At 50.1% G+C, this 18935-nt stretch carries 15 protein-coding genes, 1 rRNA gene and 1 pseudogene; 8 read left to right on the forward strand and 9 right to left on the reverse strand.

Annotation, left to right across the window (positions count from 1 at the left end):
- Positions 1–2 precede the first annotated feature (2 nt).
- Positions 3–536 (reverse strand): gamma carbonic anhydrase family protein, encoded by a 534-nt coding sequence (locus tag CSQ88_RS14185; RefSeq protein ID WP_099398758.1) that lies wholly within the window; start codon positions 534–536, stop codon positions 3–5.
- A gap of 124 nt (positions 537–660) precedes the next feature.
- Between CSQ88_RS14185 and CSQ88_RS14190 the strand changes: the two genes are divergently transcribed.
- The 5 genes from CSQ88_RS14190 (at position 661) to CSQ88_RS14210 (ending at position 7876) form a co-directional block, all read left to right on the forward strand.
- Positions 661–1824: an imelysin family protein gene (locus CSQ88_RS14190; protein ID WP_099398744.1), complete on the forward strand. Its 1164-nt coding sequence runs from the start codon at positions 661–663 to the stop codon at positions 1822–1824.
- Positions 1825–2037: 213 nt separating this feature from the next.
- Positions 2038–3444 (forward strand): di-heme oxidoredictase family protein, encoded by a 1407-nt coding sequence (locus CSQ88_RS14195; protein ID WP_099398759.1) that lies wholly within the window; start codon positions 2038–2040, stop codon positions 3442–3444.
- A gap of 146 nt (positions 3445–3590) precedes the next feature.
- Positions 3591–4577, forward strand: a complete 987-nt coding sequence (locus CSQ88_RS14200) for an imelysin family protein (protein WP_099398745.1) — start codon at positions 3591–3593, stop codon at positions 4575–4577.
- Positions 4567–5607: a DUF1513 domain-containing protein gene (locus CSQ88_RS14205; RefSeq protein ID WP_099398746.1), complete on the forward strand. Its 1041-nt coding sequence runs from the start codon at positions 4567–4569 to the stop codon at positions 5605–5607. Before CSQ88_RS14200 ends, CSQ88_RS14205 begins: the two co-directional genes overlap by 11 nt.
- A gap of 235 nt (positions 5608–5842) precedes the next feature.
- Positions 5843–7876 (forward strand): M3 family metallopeptidase, encoded by a 2034-nt coding sequence (locus CSQ88_RS14210; protein WP_099398747.1) that lies wholly within the window; start codon positions 5843–5845, stop codon positions 7874–7876.
- Here the strand turns inward: CSQ88_RS14210 and CSQ88_RS14215 are convergent.
- From CSQ88_RS14215 to CSQ88_RS14225, 3 genes are read right to left on the reverse strand one after another with little or no spacing between them, the layout of a single operon-like run.
- Positions 7873–8313, reverse strand: coding sequence for a hypothetical protein (locus tag CSQ88_RS14215; RefSeq protein WP_143449485.1), 441 nt, complete (start codon positions 8311–8313; stop codon positions 7873–7875). The genes CSQ88_RS14210 and CSQ88_RS14215 overlap by 4 nt on opposite strands.
- Before the next feature lie 49 nt (positions 8314–8362).
- The gene (locus CSQ88_RS14220; protein WP_099398749.1) at positions 8363–8719 is read right to left on the reverse strand and encodes a VOC family protein; all 357 of its coding nucleotides are present in this window, start codon (positions 8717–8719) and stop codon (positions 8363–8365) included.
- Entirely contained in the window at positions 8716–9909 is a 1194-nt protein-coding gene (locus tag CSQ88_RS14225) for an NAD(P)/FAD-dependent oxidoreductase (protein ID WP_099398750.1), read from the reverse strand. Before CSQ88_RS14225 ends, CSQ88_RS14220 begins: the two co-directional genes overlap by 4 nt.
- 156 nt (positions 9910–10065) lie before the next feature.
- On the opposite strand from CSQ88_RS14225, the gene CSQ88_RS23195 reads away from it, so the two are divergent.
- The gene (locus CSQ88_RS23195; RefSeq protein WP_218963097.1) at positions 10066–10224 is read left to right on the forward strand and encodes a hypothetical protein; all 159 of its coding nucleotides are present in this window, start codon (positions 10066–10068) and stop codon (positions 10222–10224) included.
- A gap of 111 nt (positions 10225–10335) precedes the next feature.
- On the opposite strand, the pseudogene CSQ88_RS14235 reads toward CSQ88_RS23195, so the two are convergent.
- Positions 10336–10501: pseudogene (locus CSQ88_RS14235) on the reverse strand (IS3 family transposase); the annotation flags it as partial.
- A 116-nt stretch (positions 10502–10617) separates the two neighbouring features.
- The gene (locus CSQ88_RS14240; RefSeq protein WP_180273666.1) at positions 10618–12540 is read right to left on the reverse strand and encodes a prolyl oligopeptidase family serine peptidase; all 1923 of its coding nucleotides are present in this window, start codon (positions 12538–12540) and stop codon (positions 10618–10620) included.
- Between the two features lie 260 nt (positions 12541–12800).
- Here CSQ88_RS14240 and CSQ88_RS14245 point away from each other — a divergent pair, with 260 nt between their 5' ends.
- Positions 12801–13430, forward strand: a complete 630-nt coding sequence (locus CSQ88_RS14245; protein WP_099398751.1) for a bifunctional 2-polyprenyl-6-hydroxyphenol methylase/3-demethylubiquinol 3-O-methyltransferase UbiG — start codon at positions 12801–12803, stop codon at positions 13428–13430.
- Between the two features lie 92 nt (positions 13431–13522).
- Positions 13523–14824 (forward strand): protein kinase, encoded by a 1302-nt coding sequence (locus CSQ88_RS14250; protein WP_099398761.1) that lies wholly within the window; start codon positions 13523–13525, stop codon positions 14822–14824.
- 11 nt (positions 14825–14835) lie between these two features.
- Here CSQ88_RS14250 and CSQ88_RS14255 read toward each other — a convergent pair whose 3' ends face one another.
- The 3 genes from CSQ88_RS14255 to rrf form a co-directional block, all read right to left on the reverse strand.
- Positions 14836–15960: an HD-GYP domain-containing protein gene (locus tag CSQ88_RS14255; RefSeq protein WP_099398752.1), complete on the reverse strand. Its 1125-nt coding sequence runs from the start codon at positions 15958–15960 to the stop codon at positions 14836–14838.
- A gap of 34 nt (positions 15961–15994) precedes the next feature.
- Positions 15995–18355, reverse strand: coding sequence for a response regulator (locus tag CSQ88_RS14260; RefSeq protein WP_099398753.1), 2361 nt, complete (start codon positions 18353–18355; stop codon positions 15995–15997).
- Positions 18356–18815: 460 nt separating this feature from the next.
- A 5S ribosomal RNA gene (rrf, locus tag CSQ88_RS14265) occupies positions 18816–18929 on the reverse strand.
- Positions 18930–18935 lie beyond the last annotated feature (6 nt).

Raw genomic sequence — 18935 nt, forward strand, 5'->3', positions numbered from 1 at the left:
GATTACGCTGCATCTCGATACTTTGCCATCAGCCGCACATAATGCGCGGCTGAATAATTAAAATTGGCCAGTTCAGCTTCATTCAACAAGCGTTTTTTCTCTGCCGGGCGGCCCGTATACAGCCAGCCTGATTCCAGGCGGCGATTCGGCGGTACTAAAGAACCCGCACCAATCATCACTCTGTCTTCAATGACCACCCTGTCCAGCACAATCGTGCCCATGCCGATCAGGCATTCATTGCCAATCGTGCAGCCATGCAGCATCACGCCGTGGCCAATCGTTACCCGATCGCCAATCACTAATGGCGCACCTTCCGGATCATCGGCGCGTTTATGGGTAACGTGCAAAACGGCACAATCCTGCACATTACTTTCTTTGCCGATGCGGATCGCATTAACATCGCCCCGAATCACCGCTCCCGGCCATACCGAAGCGTTTTCACCCAGCACCACATCCCCTATCACTTGCGCCGAATCATGTACCCAAGCACCCGCTTTTACTTCGGGCTTGATGCCATCGAATAAGCCTATTGCCATGATTTTTATCCCCTGAAAACGCTTATTGTAAGTGATCGTCCACAATATATTTTTAATAATGTATTGCATACACCATAAGAATCATTATCATTCATTTTTTATGCCATCTGCCTGAGCTTATTAAATGAAACGATTGAATCAGATTCTTTGCGGTGCCCTTGCTGCTGGCCTGTTTTCTATGCCTGTCACCTCCCAGGCCGCAGACATTACAAACAGCGCCGTACTCGAACACTATTCAAGCGTGGTTTATGCCAGTTACAGCGATAGCATTGCTGCCGCCCGTGAAATGCAAACCGTGATTGACGCTTTTTTAACCGCGCCAAGTGAAGAAAGCCTTGCTGCGGCACGCAAAGCCTGGCTGGCCGCCCGTGAATTCTATCTGCCAACCGAAGCCTACCGCTTTTATTCCGGCCCGATTGATGATGCCCAGGGCCCGGAAGCGCGGATCAATGCTTGGCCAATCGATGAAAGCTATATTGATTATGTGAAAGGCAAAGCCAAAGCAGGGATTATCAATAATCCTAAAGTGGCCATCACCAAAGAAAAGCTGAAATCTCTTAATGAAAAAGGCGGCGAAGAAAACGTATCCACCGGCTGGCACGCGATTGAGTTTTTACTCTGGGGCCAGGATTTTAATGCTAAAGGCCCAGGCGATCGTCAGTTCACAGACTTTGTTGACGGTAAAGCGCCCAATGCAGACCGCCGCCGCCAGTATATGAAAGTAGTTACCGGCTTAATGATCGAAGACCTGGAAAACGTGGCCAAACAATGGGCCCCTGCGGAGCAAAACTACCGCAGCAAGTTTATCGCCGGGGATAAAGAAAGCCTGAAAAAAGCCCTCACGGGCCTTGGCGTACTCACCCGTGGCGAGCTGGCGGGGCAGCGTATGGAAGTGGCAATGGACACGCAAAACCAGGAAGACGAGCATTCCTGCTTCTCTGACAACACCCACCGCGACGTTGTTGGCGATATCATTGGCATGCAAAACGTATGGGAAGGCCGCTACACTGGGAAAGACGGCAAGACACTGGAAGGGGCCAGCCTGAAAGCACTGGTCGCACAAAAGAACCCTGCTGTTGCAGATTTGGTGAGTGCAGATATTGCACAAAGCTTAAAACTCGCCAATGAAATTCAGGCTCCATTTGATCAGGAAATCATCGGTAAAAAAGATGCGCCAGGCCGTAAGCGCGTGCAAGCCGTGATTGATGCGCTTAAAAAACAGGGTAAAGATCTGGTGGCTGCAGCAGAAACACTGGGAATTAAACGCTTAACGACCAAGCAGCCTTAAGCAAGTACCACGCAGAAAATCCCTTGCAAAACCCAAACCTTAAACCACAAAATTAAGGAGAACACGGAGAAAAACATCAGTACAGGTGTTTTCTCCGTGTAACTCCGTGTTGTGAGATTTGGGTTTTGCATGAACAGATGCGCAAACAGATCCCCCAATTCAGCCCTGCCAGCGATCACTCGTGGCAGGGCATTTGCTATTGATGAGCTGACTATGATTTTCAAGATCACCCCCATTCGCCTTGCTGCTTTTTGCAGTACGCTATTTGCAACGGCCGCCATTGCCTATGGCACCGCACCTCTTGCCCTGTTTGAAGCAGGCGAAGACCGCCCGGGCGGTGAAAACGCAACCAGCGAAGACCATGGCCGCAACGCTTTTTCGCTGGATGCAGAGGCGCTGAGCGAGCAGCAAAAAACCGACTTTGCCATAGGCAATTCCTTCTTTAAAAAACCATGGGTGGCCTCACCCTCGTCCACCACGGCCAGAGATGGCCTAGGCCCGCACTTTGTTGCCCGCTCCTGTGGAGCCTGTCATACCGAAGATGGCCGTGGCTCGCCGCCTGCATTTAGCAATGGCGTACAGGATGAGCAACCGCTCTCACTGCTGCTGCGCCTGTCTGTCCCCGGCAATAAGCCTGATCCGCGCTATGGCGGCCAGTTTAATAATGATGCGGTAGATGGTGTAAAGCCTGAGGGAAAAGTTCAAATCACTTACCGGGAAATCGCCGGGCAATTTGCTGACGGCGAAAAATACAGCCTTCGCGCCCCCACTTACACGCTGACAGATCTGGCCTATGGCAAAACCCACCCTAAGCTGATGATCTCGCCCCGCGTAGCCCCGCAAATGATCGGCCTTGGCTTACTTGAAGCCATCAATGAAAAAGACATTCTGGCTAATGCGGCAAGGCAAAAAGCAGAAGGCCTAGGCATTAAGGGCCAGCCTAATTATGTGCACGATGTTTACGCCAATAAAACCATGCTGGGCCGCTTTGGCTGGAAGGCCAATGTTGCCACCGTGGCACACCAGTCTGCAGGTGCATTCAATGGCGATATTGGTATTACCTCCAAGCACTTCCCTAAGGAAGAATGCATGCCAGCCCAAAAAGACTGCCTGCGTGCACCCAATGGCGGCAGGCCTGAAATCAGCGAAAAAACGCTGGATAAAGTCATTTTATACAGCCGCACCTTAGCCGTGCCCTCGCGCCGCGACCCGCAAAACCCGGATGTGCTGCGCGGCAAGCAAATCTTTAAAGAAAGCAACTGCGTAAGCTGTCATACACCCAGCTATACCACAGGCAACTTTAAACCTGTGCCCGTCTTATCTGCACAGAAAATCTGGCCCTATACAGACTTGCTTTTGCATGACATGGGATCAGGCTTAGCCGATGGCCGCCCTGACGGCAAAGCCAATGGCCAGCAGTGGAAAACCCCGCCGCTCTGGGGGCTGGGGCTGGTACCTGCCGTCAATGAGCACAGCAATTACCTGCACGATGGCCGTGCACGTAATTTGATGGAAGCGGTACTTTGGCATGGCGGAGAAGCCGAAAACGCCAAGCAAGCGGTGTTGAAATTATCCAAGGCCGACAGAGACAATTTACTGAAGTTTTTGCAGTCGCTGTAAAGCGCACAAAAACCTGAATCTTGAACCACGGAGAACACAGAGGGCGCGGAAGGCGCACAGAAGAAAACCTGTGTGTTTGCGTCTTTTATGTTTTCCATGGCACAAGTTTAATTTAGAAATACGCTTACCTTACACTGGGTACCCCCATGCAACTTAAACAATGCATCACTGCCGCCCTGATGATTTGCATGGCACCAGCCTATGCAGAGCCTGTTCTGCCCTCGCCTGAATTCAGCGTGCGCTGGCTGGATGAAGCCTATTTGCCCCGCCATCAGGCACTGGTAAAAGCCAGCAATGCCTTTGCTACTGAGAGCCAAGCCTTGTGCGCGGCCCCAACAGAAAAAAACCTCATCAGCACCCGTCATGCCTGGAAAAAAACGGCCTTAGCCTGGCATGCCATGGATGCCGCGCCCGGTGGCCCGATTGTTTTAGAAAGAACGGGCCGTAAAATAGACTTTTGGCCAACTCGCCCAGATGATATTGAAGCCATGATTCCCAAGGGTTTGGACGAAAGAAATGTAGGGGCACGCGGCCTGCCCGCCGCCGAATACCTGCTCTGGGGGAATAATGATCCCAAAGCGCAACTGACAAAGCTGAAAGAAAAGCAGCGCTGCCTTTATCTTGTGGGTATCAGTGAGCGCATTGTCAGCGACATCGCGCTGCTCAACGATGGCTGGGGCTATTACCGCGAGCAATTGGGCGCTGAAAACCCATTTTTCCGCCAGAATTTACTGCCAGAAACACTCAACCTGATGCTGGGCGCGCTGGACAGCCAGGCTAAACGCCTGCCCAAAGAAGCACAACGGACCGCCTTTGCCGAATGGCGCAGCGGCACAGGCAAAGCAAGCTCTGCAGCCGTGCTGAATGCCATCGGCAGTACCTTGTTTAGCCCAAGCGGTGGCATCGCCAGCTTGCTTGCCGATAAACCCGATGTAATCGCCAAAGTAAAACAAGCCCTTAGCCAGGCCAAATCAGCCCAAGCCAGCATCCCAGATGCATTTGACAGCCCGGCAGCAAGCGTAGCTCGCGGCAATTATTTGGCCAGCATTAAGCTACTGAAACACAGCATCGAAACTGACGTGGCCGAAGCTTTAGACCTGACCTTGGGATTGTCTGAGTCTGATGGTGATTGACCTTCCCCGCCGCCGCCTGCTGCAAAGCCTGGCGCTCTTAGCCCTGCCGCTGCCCGCATGGGCGGCGGGCGAAACCGCACCTGTTTTGCTTGCCGCACAGCTGGGTAAACACTTTGGCGCAGTGGGCGGCGAGGCGATTGCCACCCCCACACGCGGCCACGGCATTATCCCCATTGCAGGCAGCGAAGCCATCCTTATGGCGCGCCGCCCCGGCTACTGGATGATGCGCATCAACTGGCAAACGGGAGAGATCATCCGGCAAGTCTCCGCCGCAGAAAACCGCCATTTCTTTGGCCACGCCGTACTCAGCCCCGATGGCCGCACCCTACTCACCAGCGAAAACAATACCCAAACCGGCCAGGGCATCATTGGCCTTTATCAGCCGCAAACACTGCAAAGATTAGGCGAGCTGCCCAGCCACGGCATTGGCCCGCACGAGCTGCTGTTTATTGACAGGCAAACACTGGCAATTGCCAACGGCGGCATCCTTACGCTACCAAAAAGCGGGCGTGAAAAGCTGAATCTGGCCACCATGCAGCCCAGCGTCGTGCTGCTTGCCTGGCCATCAGGGCAAAAGAAAAGCGAGCATATTCTGCCCGACACCACCCTCAGCCTGCGCCATCTGGCCCTCAGCAGCGATGGTGCGCTTGGCATTGCCATTCAGGCCGAATCGCCTGCTGGCGATAGCGTAGACGATGCGCCACTCCTGGCTATCTTGCGGGATGGCAAGCTGAGCCTTGCTGAAACCGTGCCAGGCCTCGGAGGCTACGCCGCCAGCATCGCCGCCGTCGGCACACAATTTATCCTTAGCTGCCTGGAAGGCAACGCGCTGGCTATTTGGGACAGACAGGGCAAAGCCCAAAGACAATGCGGCCTGCTGCGCCCAGCAGGCATCGCACCATGGGGGAATAAAGCCTATATCAGTACCGAGCTGGGGGTGATTACCCTGCTTGACCCGCAAGATGGCACACTCACCCCGGTATCCAGCCACCCCGGCGTCAAATGGGATAACCACCTGATTCTGGCTTGAAAAGCAATCGCTACTGCGCAGTAAAAACCCAAACCTTGAAACACAGAGAGCACAGAGGACACAGAGTTACACGGAGAAAACCTCTTTTTCTTCTGTTTTTCTCTGTGGTTCAATATTTGGGTTTTGATGTGGGCTAGGCAAATATGGGACAACCATCCATTCATGGCTTGAAATAAAGGCACACCGCTCGCATCTACGATACAAATATCCACATCACTACACACGAGCCTGCCGAATGACTAATCCACTTCTCGATTTAAGCGGTAAATTACCCGACTATCCAAGCGTTAAACCTGAACACGTCAGCCCGGCGCTGGACACGCTCTTAGCCAGCTCCGCTGCCGCTGTTGCCGCTGCCGAGCAAGTGCAAAACCCGACATGGGCGAGCTTTGTAGAGCCACTGGATGCGGCACTGGACAAGCTCAACTTAGCCTGGGGCGTAGTTGCTCATTTAGAAAGCGTGGTGACCACACCTGAGCTACGTGAGGTGTACAACACCAATATCGCACGCATCTCCAATTTTTATACCGAGCTGGGCCAGAATGAGCTGCTGTATGCGCAATACAAGCTGATTGCCGCCAGCGCCGAATTCGCAGGCTACAACGCAGCCAGAAAAACCATTATTGAAGACACGCTCCGCGACTTCCGCCTGAGCGGTGCCGAGCTGCCCGAAGCGCAAAAACAGCGCTTTGCCGAAATCGCCGAAGAGCTTTCCGAGCTGACGGTAAAATTTGGCCAGAACGTGATGGATGCCACCGATGAGTGGGGCCTCTATATTGAAGACATCGCTGAGCTGGATGGCCTGCCGCAAGACTGGCTGTCTGCCGCAAAATCTGCCGCTGAGGCGGATGGAAAAACCGGCTACAAAGTCACGCTTAAGCAGCCCAGCCAGGGCCCTGTGATGCAGTTCTGCAGCAACCGCAAACTGCGCGAAACGGTTTACCACGCCAACACCACCCGTGCCTCCGAGTTTGGCCCCGCAGAGCGCGACAATGGCCCGCTGATTAACCGCATCCACGCCTTACGTACCGAAGCCGCACAATTGCTAGGCTTTAATAATTACGGCGAAGAATCGCTGGCCACCAAAATGGCCGATACCCCCGCTGAAGTGGCTGAATTTCTGCGTAATCTGGGCCACGGTGCCAAACCTTTTGCCGCCAAAGACCGTGCGGAACTCAAAGCCTTTGCCAAAGAACAACTGGGCTTGGACGAGCTGGCCGTATGGGATTATGGCTTTGCAGCCGAGAAGTTATCCGAAGCAAAATACGCCTTCTCCGCCCAGGAAGTGAAAGCTTACTTTACCGAGCCAACGGTTTTATCTGGCCTATTTAAAGTAATTGAATCCTTGTACAGCCTGCGCTTTGTGAGGGCCAGCGCGCCGGTATGGCACCCGGATGTCAGTTACTACGCCCTGCAAAACCTAGATGGCAGCGCCGTGGGTGGCCTCTATCTGGATCTCTATGCACGCACCGGCAAGCAAGGCGGCGCATGGATGAACGATGTACTCAGCCGTGATCGCAAAGGCGACGACTTACAAAATCCTGTAGCGCTGGTGGTATGTAATTTCTCGGCTGGGGTAGATGGCAAACCGGCCCTTCTGACGCACGACGATGTCATTACTCTCTTCCACGAATTTGGCCATGCTCTGCATCATCTGCTCACCGAAGTGGATGAATCCGGCGTATCCGGTATCAACGGCGTGGAATGGGATGCGGTAGAATTGCCCAGCCAGTTTATGGAAAACTTCTGCTGGGAATGGCAAGTCTTGCCTGATCTGACTCACCATGTAGACAGCGGCGCAGCCCTGCCGCGCGAGCTGTTCGACAAGATGCTGGCGGCCAAAAACTTTATGAGCGGCAGTGCCATGGTGCGCCAGGTCTTGCTCTCACTGTTTGATATGGAGCTGCACGCCAGCACCGAGGCAATTGACGCCACCGCGCAAAATGCCGCGCTGGTCGCCGAATTCGAAACCCCGGTCGCCCCAAGCTATAACCGCTGGTTTAACACCTTTAGCCATATTTTTGCCGGTGGCTATGCAGCGGGTTATTACAGCTATAAATGGGCGGAAGTGCTGTCTGCCGATGCCTATTCTGCGTTTGAAGAAGCCGCCGCCGCAGGCAAATCGATTCTGGATCCAGAAACCGGCGCACGCTTCAGAAAAGAAGTCCTCGCCATGGGTGGCAGCCGCCCGGCCATTGACTCCTTCACCGCCTTCCGTGGCAGAAAGCCTGAAGTGGCCGCTTTGCTGAGACATAATGGTTTGAATTAAGACAGGGGCTTGGGTACGCAACCAAGCCTAAATTTCCGACCACGAAGAGCACGAAGTTTCAAAGAAAAAACCAGGATCAATAAGCCTTCTGTTCGTACCTTTGAGTGTTTTTCGTGGTTCGCCTGTTTGCTTTTTAGCGCTTCTGAGTGGTAATAAATTAAACACGCCAGCGCCAGCACAGGTTTGGCCGCAAGCCAGTCAGACACTGGTATTTGCCATCTAGGCAGAAAGCTACTCCAGAACAATTCGATCAACCCGATCACCATGCCTGCGCGAAGCAGACTCGATATTTGCACCAAAACCGCTGGCGTTGGCAGTGCTGACACCTGAATTAGCTTTCTTGGATAACAGCGCTTAAATGAGAGAAAACAATTAAGCGCCTCTTTTTCAAATTTACCCTCAGCAAAGATTGCATAAGCATTAATTCGCCAGCCCACCCCCACTTCGCCAAGCCTTACGAAGACTCATCAGGCCGAAGACAATTTGCTAAATATGGCAAGCAATCTCAATATTGATTCCGTCTGGCCCAGTAACAAAGAATTGTGCACCGCGCCCGCCATGCACGATCTGGCCAACTTTGTTTATCTCCAGCAGCTTTAAGCGTGCGTGGGCCGCTTGAACTTGCTCCATATCACCTAAGATAAAACCAAAATGAAAATCTTTGGGGTAGCTGCCCCCGCCCGCGCCGCTGGCCTGAATCACCAGATCAAACCCGTCGTAAGTCAGTGCAATCATGCTGCAATCAGATTTTTGCCTAGTGATAACAAAATCAAAGTAGCTAACAAAAAAATCTGCCAGCTCTGCCGGGTGTGCTGTTGGCAGGCTTAAGTGGTTTAATTTCATTGCTCCGCCCCCTGATGCGCCTGAGATTCGCCAAACAATTGCCAGTTACCCTTCCCAGATAATTCAACTGCGGCAAAGCTATGCGCACGCACCCGATTTTCATGCTCGGTAATGGCTTGCAATAGTGACATCGTGCCCCGGTAGATTTCAGCAATCGCCGACGACAGTGATGCGGCATCAAAAAGCGCCGCGTTCACCCCCAAACCACTCGCTGGGCTCATCACATGCAGCGCATCGCCAATAGCTGTTACCTGAGTGGCGGGCCAAGGCGCTATACGCGGCATACTTCTCACAGGCACCAACATGGCTGCCTGCGGCGCAGCCAATTCAAACAAGGCACGCAGCTCTGCTGGCCATGAGCGACTCAAGCTGGCGATCAGGCCGCGCAGTTGTGCATCGGTGTATCGCAAATTGTCATCAGCAGCAACACCAAAGCGCGCGCGCTTGCCGATCAGCGCCCAGTAGATATAGTCATGGGGCGGGTGCCAAGCGGTGTGAGCAGTGGTGGCGGCAAATCGCATTACATCGACAACCACCGCCAGACCTTGTTCAAAGATGACAGAGGTTCCCGTTTGCAGCTTTGCGGCAATGGCATTGCAGGTGGCTTGATTCAACAACGTTTTGCCATAGCAGCAGACCTCGCCAGTATCGACGGCTTGCAGCCCAGGAAAACGCAAGGCCATTACGCTGGAGTGCACGCCATCAGCCCCCACCAAAATATCTGCCACAGCCACGCTACCATCCTCAAAATAAGCCGCAATGCTTTGATCTGGCAGCCACTCGTAACGGCTTAGCGCCTTAGCAAAGTGCAGCTGCCCGTCCAGATCCGTCATCAGCAGCTCGCGCAGAAGCTGACGATCAGCGCGCAGATCAGGTTGATGTGGTGTGCGGTGCCAATGATCCACCCACTTTTCTGATACTGCATTTAACTCTGCGTCCAGGGTTTGCACAGTGGCTGGCGCAGCGCAGCTGGCAATAAACAGCTCAAACAAGGAAGCAGGCAGGCATTGCGCTAATGCGGCTTGTCCTATGGCGTCAATCCGCAGACGATAGCCCTGATGGCGCGGCGAAAGTGCTGCATTTTTCTCGTAAACCTGTGCCGTAATACCTTGTTTTTTCAGGCCTTGCGCCAGACACAACCCGGCTGGGCCAGCGCCAATAATGGCAACACGTACTGGAGACTTCATCATGCGGGCATCCCATACTTATTGGTGATGGCCTATTATTGGACGCTTTATGCCAGATGAGATAACAGTATCAAGACAAAAAATACTGAGTTTGAGCCATGACAAGCGACAAGCCAGAGTTAGCCGGGCCAGACTTTAGTGAGTAAGAGCAAGCCACCCATGATCGAGCGGTGGAGTGCCGAGCATGAGGACAGGCAGTTTCTACTCGGCACCCGCGAGTACGACTGGCACAGCCATTTGCGCGGGCAATTGTTTTGTATTGAAAGTGGCCTATTGCACCGTAAGCAGGCGTGGTACTACCGAGCAACCCATGCATGACTATCGGAGCTAGTACGTCTTGCCGCGTTCTGGGCCAGAAAAAACGAACCAGACGAAACACAAATACAGCCCATGCACGTGTTATTTGATGAAATGCGGCAAGCATCAGCCCTTGCACTTACCAATGCCCGCAGATAGCCGCGCCCTGCGCACCATCATCGAAATATCTATGCCGCCAAACTTAGCGCTCCACTTGTAGAAAGAGGCAGAAATCGTGCTCTCGGCATAGATCAGGAACGGTCGAACCGGCTTCGGCTGGCTTTAAAATCGCCAGAATCTGACTTGATCAATGGCCTGAGGCGTTCATACTGAACGCCTCAAAGACTGCGAAAAAATGCTGCTTAAAAATGAGCTGGTTTTGTGGGGGGAGTACCAAACCAGCTACAAGTTGGATTACTTCTGCGGTTTTAAATACGTCTCCAAAAACCTTATTGTATGCCCAATCGAATAAACGCGATTTTCGCGCTTGGCTGCGCCGTGGCCTTCGTCGGCAAACAGCATCAGCTCGGCGGGCACATTGCGTTTTTTTGCTGCTTCATACATTTGCACAGCCTCCCCCACCGGCACACGCGGATCACTCACGCCCTGGATCAGCATCAGCGGGGCGATCAGTTTGTCGATATGGTTAATCGGCGAAAGCTGGATTAAGGCCTCACGATCTTTCACCGGATCGCCATATTCAGCGATACGCAGCGCTCGACGATAAGGCGCAGTGTTTTGTAAGAAGCTCATAAAATTAGAGATGCCCACCGTAGAAACACCTGCGTCGTAGCTGCCCGCAAACATAGTCATGCCAGCCAGGGTGGAATAACCACCGTAGCTGCCGCCGATAATCCCCACCTTAGGCTCTTGACCGCCCTTGCCCCACTTGGCGCGGATATAACGCGAGGCGTCTTCGATATCGCTCACCACCTGCAGGCGTTTGGGTCCATCATCCATCGCCAGCCACGCTTTACCATAGCCATCCGAGCCACGTACATTCGGCTCAACAAAAATAAACCCCGCATCCACATAGAGCTGCGCCACAGGGGAAAAGCCCGCCTTGGTCTGCCCTTCCGGCCCGCCATGAAAATGCACCACCACCGGGCAAGTCACTGTTGCGCACTGCGCCGGTCTGCGCACAAACATCGGAATCGGTGTGCCATCTCTTGCGGGATAAGACTCTAGGCTGGCTCTGGCAAAGCGCTGTGTATCGACTTCCGGGCTCATGGCCTGCTGCCACTGCAGCAGCTTGCCCGTCGCCCATTCATAGCGATAACTTAAGCGTGGCGACTTGGCCGTTTCAACACTGATCAGGCTAAAGCGCCCATCCGGGCTATGCCCGCTGATAATGACATGGTCGGCGTCTTTAAATGCAGGCAGCTTAATCGGCTGCAAACTATTGGCATCCAGCGCAAAGCTGCGGGTATAGCCCGCTTCGTTCACGCTATAGCTGATATGCCTGCGGGATTGATCCAGCTGAAAGCTGCTCACATCCCAATTAATCTCAGGGGAAACCGGCTTGAACTGCCCTGCTTTCCATTGATAAAGCCGGCGGAAATTGCCAAATTTTGAGGTTTGCACAATCAGCTCATCTGCACCCGCGCCATAAGCAGCTTGGTATTCTTCTTTTTCATCCTGACCAAACAGCGGCTTTAGCTCGCCATTATTCAACTCGTAATATTCTGCGGCCAGATTGGTAATGGTTTTTTCCAGCAAGATGCGCCCATGGCGCTGATCTGCAATATTCCATAAGCCCGGCTGATCAAATACGGCCTGCTTAGAGCCACTGGCAATGTGATAGCGGTAAATGGTATAGCTGTCTTTTTGCTTATCGTTGGCGCTGTAATACACGTACTGGTTATCATCAGAAACAAAAGCAAAGCGGCTTTGCACTCCGGCAATGTGCTGGATTTCTTTAAGTGCCCCGCCTGCTGCGGGCTGCAAATAAAGACCAGGGTTCTCTTCACCCTTGCGATCCCGCTGAATCACTAAAGTCTGCCCATCCGGGCTGATCCCTGCAATTTGAGTGGCGTCTTCCCCGCCAGTCATTTGCACGGGGAAACGCTGCGGGCCATCCAGGCGCCAAACCTGGCTCACGCCCGTTACACGCCAGTTAAAATACAGCCGCCCGCCATCGGGGCTTAAGAGGCCCGCCGATGGGCTGGAAATATCCAGCATGCTTTGAATCTGCCGCGATAAAGCAGGCTCAAGTGGCTTAGGGCGAAACGCTTCGATGGTTTCTTTACTGACACTTTCAGCGCCCAAACCCGCATAATCGGCTGCATAGACAGAGCTGCTGAGTAAAACGCCCAAAAGCCATGAGTGAATTTTCATTTGCTTCCTATTTAATTGAAACGCTTCTGATCACCACGGACCTAAAATCTGTGGGCACAGAGAGCACAAAGTTTATAAGCAGAACACAGAGAAAACATAAAAGGCTAGTGTGTAATAAGACAAAGAGGCGCAAGGCCGATGCAAAGATTAATTACAATAAGACAAGCACCAAGACAGCTACCCATCGGCCAGAGTAAAGAAATATCGATCTTCCGGCAACTGCGGCTAGCAGCAAGAGCGCGGCATACAGAGAGAACACAATGAGCTCAGAAACACACCCTTCGCTTAGCCTGATCAGCCAACAAACACTGGCCCACTATCAGGCCAGTGCAGAAGGCTTTAAAGCAGGTACGGCAAACCATGATGTCAGCCAGAATATTGCAGCGCTGCTGCGCCATGTCCACACTGCCGCGCCTTTCGATATTCTGGATTTTGGCTGCGGCCCAGGCCGGGATCTGCAGCAGTTTGTGGCGCTTGGCCATCGCCCCGTAGGGCTGGACGGCACGGCCCGTTTTGTAGAAATGGCGAAGGCAGACAGCGGCGCAGAGGTGTGGCAGCAGGATTTTCTGGCGCTCGATTTACCAGCAGCCCGCTTTGACGGCATATTTGCCAACGCCGTTTTATTTCATATCCCCAGCCAGGAACTGCCACGCGTTTTAAGCCAGCTTCATGCCACACTCAAACCGGGCGGCGTGCTATTTAGCTCCAACCCACGCGGCAATAATGAAGAGGGCTGGAATCAAGGCCGCTACGGTGCTTATTACAATCTGGCAACCTGGCAAAAATATTTAATCGCAGCAGGATTTACCGAGTTAGAGCACTACTACCGCCCCGCAGGCCTCCCGCGAGAACAGCAGCCTTGGCTAGCCAGCGTGTGGCGGGCCATTTAATCTGAAAACACAGCATAATACCCATGTGCTTAGCTGCACACCCCCGCTCTTTGCTGGATAATCCCCTCTTTCTTTCGCCCAGCCATTCTTGCATGCACACACTTTCACAACTTCGCTCCGGGCAACTCAAAGGCATTAAACGGCTGGATTTATCTTGTGGCCTGACCACGTTCCCAGAAGAAATTTTTTCTCTGGCAGATTCTTTAGAGATACTTAATTTATCTGGCAATGCGCTATCCAGTCTGCCCGATGATTTGCCGCGGCTAAAGCATTTGAAAGTGATATTTTGCTCGGATAATCAATTCGATCATTTACCAGAAGTGCTGGGGCGCTGCAGCAGGCTCACTATGGTGGGATTTAAAGCCAATCAAATTCAAACAGTCAGTGCCGCCGCACTGCCCTCTGAGCTGCGCTGGCTGATCCTTACCGACAATCAAATCAGCCATTTACCAGATGAGCTGGGCCGTTGCCATGCCTTGCAAAAACTCATGCTGGCCGGTAACCGGCTGCAATCCTTACCCGATACGCTGGCGGAGTGTACCAATCTAGAGCTGATCCGCATTTCTGCCAACCAGCTGTCTGACTTACCCAACTGGCTATTGGGCCTGCCTAAGCTGGCATGGCTCGCTTTTGCGGGCAATCCATTTTGCCAAGCCGCAACGGAGCAAGCTTCTTCGCCTGTACGCTGGCAAGATCTCAGCATCAAAGAAAAACTAGGGGAAGGCGCTTCTGGCGTTATTTATAAAGCGCACTGGCAGCATGCCAGTGGCTCACCAGTGGCAATCAAGCTATTTAAAGGCACTCTTACCAGTGACGGACTGCCACAATGTGAAATGGCCGCATGCATTGCGGCCGGGCAGCACCCGAATCTTATTGGCTCTATTGGCAAAGTAACGGATCATCCCGATAATGCCACCGCGCTGCTGATGCCATTTATTGATGAGCACTATCGCAATTTAGCAGCGCCCCCAAGTCTGAAATCATGCACGCGGGATATTTACACTGAAAATCAGCGCTTTAAACTAGCAACCACATTGAATATCGCCCTCAGTATTGCAGATGCTGCAGCCCACCTGCATTCATCATGCATTTTGCATGGCGATTTATATGCGCATAATATTTTAATTAATGGGGAAGGTGAAACAAAGCTGGGAGACTTTGGTGCAGCGTCTTTCTATACCGCCGGGCAAACGCTGCTGCAAAATATTGAAGTGCGCGCGTTTTCTTACCTGCTTGAAGAATTAATCAATCTCACAGACACAGCAGATACAAGCTCGCTCAAGCAATTACAAACAGACTGTGCGCATCCCGATATAAATAAACGCCCTTTATTTGCATCAATCAAAACTCAGTTAAAAGAGCTTTTATCAGCAAACAAACAAGCCACTCAATAAATAATTTCAGATCAATGATGCGGCTCTGATTCATCATCCGCAAATAAAAGTGAAATATCAGGGAAAGAAAATTGAATCCGCAATAAAGCTCCAACAACAGCAGGATCAAAATGCGAGCCACCGCCTTTTACAATAATATTCATCGCCTCATCATGTGAAAACGCAGGTTTATAGACCCGCTTGGAGACCAGTGCATCATAAACATCGGCCACCGCCATTAGCCTTGCCGATAATGGAATCTCTTCGCCCTTCAAGCCCTGCGGATAGCCACTTCCATCCCATTTTTCCTGATGGCTGTATGCAATTTCCCGCGCATAATGCAAAAATTTATCTTCTTTTGTCCCTAAATAACTCTCTACCGAAGTAATGACATCCCGCCCATAGACGGTATGCATTTTCATTAAATTAAACTCTTCATCTGTCAATTTGCCCGGCTTTAACAAAATATGATCAGGTACCCCCACTTTGCCAATATCATGCATAGGTGCAGATTTATAGAGCCACTGTATATTGGCTGGCGTTAATTCATCGCTATAGCGTGGATCATCCGATAATTCCAAAGCCAGCAGCGCCACAAAATGCTGAGTACGCCGTAAATGCTTACCCGTTTCGTTATCCCGCGTTTCTGCCAATGATGCCATCGCTAAAATCGTTGCTTGCTGCAAATGAGCCAGCTCCCGCGTTCTCTCCTGAACTAAATGTTCCAGATATTGATTCTGATTTTTTAAAAATACCTGAGCAGCTTTTAAAGCTAATTGAGTTTGTACACGTGCCAGCAAAATAGAAGGAATAATAGGCTTACTTATATAATCGGCTCCACCTGCCGAAAAACCTTCTTCCTCATCTTCAATCGCGGTTTTAGCCGTCAGAAAAATAACAGGGATATCTTCCGTCTCCTGATTTGCCTTTAATTTCTTACATACCTCGTAGCCATTTAAATCCGGCATCATTACATCTAATAAAATAAGATCAGGCCGTGGATCAGCCAGCACCAGCCGTAAAGCAACTTCTCCATGATTCGCAACTTTCACACGATATTTTTCCCTCAACAAACCATTGAGCAACATCAGGTTATCAGGCGTATCGTCAACAACCAAGATTGTTGACCTGTTTTCAGGCATATGCAGCTGTTCCATATTGACTCCTTACATCTTAAGCATTTTCATACAATTAAATCGGAAATTTATTCATCCATTCAAGCGCATCATTAAATGCAAACTGATTAATAAGCCTTAATAAGTCCTGGCTTTGCCCTGGCCATAAGAGCTTAAATCCCAACTGATTCTCTTCAAAAAACTCGACCGCGGAAGCATCACCTTCTTGTAATAAGCGTTTTAAATCCTCAAACAACTTCTTTTTTTCATCCTGATCCAAAGACAGCTCTTCAGTACTGGCAAGAGATACGGTTGCGAGACTAAGGTTGTCTTGTGTAAAATAAAATGAATTCAAATCATCAACCAGCTCATTCATAACTAAAGAAAGCGCGTGTTGCAATTTGTAAGTCTGCTCATTAATTTCACCTTTATCCAAAGCAAGCTCAAGCTCTGCAGCTACTTTTTGCAAAACATCTGCCCCTATCGTTGCAGCAATTCCTTTTAAGGTGTGCGCATGCCGCTTGGCATCCATTCCATTTCCTGTATTAAGTGTGTCAACTAAGCTAAGTTGAATTTTCGGCATTTCATCCAGTACTTTAATTAATAATCGCCGATAAAAATCAGGATTTCCCATTGCGTATTTGAGGCCAACTTCCATATTTAGCCCCGTAATACAGAAAGGCAAGCCCGCAGCCGCCGGGCTATCGCTCACAACAGGGGTAGTTACTTTTTCAACAAATTCTCTTTTAACTTCTGGCAACCATTGAATCAGTTTTTCTGTCAATAAATCGGGATCAATTGGTTTAAGCAAATGATCACTCATCCCTGATTCTTTGCACTTTTGCTTATCTTCATCCATCGCCAACGCAGTGAGCGCAATAATAGGTACCTCTTTTAAATGCCGGCCAGCACGTATTGCCGCAGAGGCACGCCAGCCATCCATGACCGGCATCTGAATATCCATAAGGATCAGATCAAATGTTTCTTTTTCTATAATCTGCAAGGCCTGTTGCCCATCGCCAACGACTGCAACCTGCATCCCGGCCTCCACCAATATCTCACTCGCCACCTGCTGGTTTAAAGCATTATCCTCAACTAATAAAATACGCGATCCATAACGGCTTGCTAAAGCATGCTGCTGCTGATTTTTTAATACGGAAGGTGAAATATCTTCCACATCCTGCTTATTTTTCTTTAAAGGAACACTAAACCAAAAACAGCTTCCCTTATTTTCTTCGCTGATTAATCCAATATTGCCATTCATTAAATTAACCAATTGCTTAGAAATAACCAGCCCTAGGCCTAAACCGCCAAATTTCCGGGTTGCAGAGGTATCGGCCTGATTAAATGCCTGAAACAATTGAACCTGCTGCTCCTTGCTTATTCCAACGCCTGTATCAACAATTGAAAACTTAACGTTTACTTCATTTTCATCCTCTGATTCAAGATCAACAATCAGTTCAATCTTACCTTCTGATGTAAACTTCACCGCGTTTTCAATTAAGTGCAATAAAATTTTCTCTAAACGCTTAGCATCCCCCATTACAGACGAAGGTAATAAAGGGGAAATTTGGGAAAGCAAAATCAACCCTTTTGCTTTGGCCTCAACACCAAGTCTGTTCAGCACATCATCTAAAATAGGATGTAAATAAAATGCGGAAAATTCTAATTTAAGCTTCCCTTCTTCCATCTTTGAAAAATCGAACATATCATTCACAATACTTAATAAATGCTCGCTTGATCTTTGAATTACCTCTATATAATTTTTCTGTCTTATATTCAAATCGGTTTTTAGCACCAAATGAGTCATACCAATAATTGCATTCATCGGCGTGCGAATTTCATGGCTGATATTAGCCAGGAAATCCCTTTTTATTCTCAATGTTTCATCTAATATTTGTTTAATCCGCTCTTGCGCTTTCATTGCATCACTAAGCAAAGGGTTAACCGCGATTAACAAACAGATACTCGCGCCCTCTTCACTCTGATGCGGCAACAAATGCAAACGCATTTCAGCACTAAACACTTCACTATTTAAATATTGCCATGAAAAAGTAGCGCTATCACTTAACTGTTCCCCGTCACTCATCAAAGAAAAACTATCCAGCTGCTCTAAAAATGCTTTTCTCTGATCAGCCACCAGCAATTGCTCCGCCCCAACTCCCGCAAAAACAGAAGGTGAAGATGAAAATAAAACGGCAAAAGCTTGGTTTGCCCAAATAATTTTTCCATCTGCATTAATCAGAAGTAATGCTTCTGATGAAAAATTCAAAATACTTTTATAATTTGCGTCCGTTTCCCGTTGTTTCTGTTTACTCTGCTCTAAGGTACGAAGATGCACATCAGAAATTGCAGCAAGCTTCTGCTGAAATTCTGACGATACCTCTGCACCCGAAAGTAATTTTATTTTAGTTTGCACACCACGTACCCCACTCATCAGCCCCCTATACCCCCGCCTCAATATTTATTGATGCGATCCGTAAGAATGAATGCCCATCACCAGCGATCATCCCAATAGATAAGACACGGCACACTCTTACAGCCAAATGCAGACACAATTAATTCTAGTTCAAAAATTTAGATAATTCTGAAGTTGGAGGAGTACAAAACCTTGAGAAAACTTAGACCCCTGTATTTTTAAAAATACAGGGCAATAGAGAATATCCAGGAATAAAGAATAAAAAACATACGCAGCTTAAAACTTAAACACAGTTTTGCCGTGGGTAGATCTGAAAAAACCAACCGGACAGATCGGGATAACAGCATTATGCATACCCCGACAGCAAAGCACAGAAGGTGGTCGTTACGCTTCGGACACTTTTCTTGCGCCCAAAACAAAATCCCCGTCTCTTTCGAGTACGGGGGTTTGTTTACTACGTCTTTACTACTAATGGGGTGTCTGGCAATGACCTACTTTCACACAGGTAATCTGCACTATCATCGGCGCTAAGGTGTTTCACTGTCCTGTTCGGGATGGGAAGGAGTGGGACCACCTCGCTATGGTCGCCAGACTTTAA

This window comes from Iodobacter sp. BJB302 (genome assembly GCF_002735645.1).
Taxonomy (GTDB): Bacteria; Pseudomonadota; Gammaproteobacteria; order Burkholderiales; family Chitinibacteraceae; genus Iodobacter.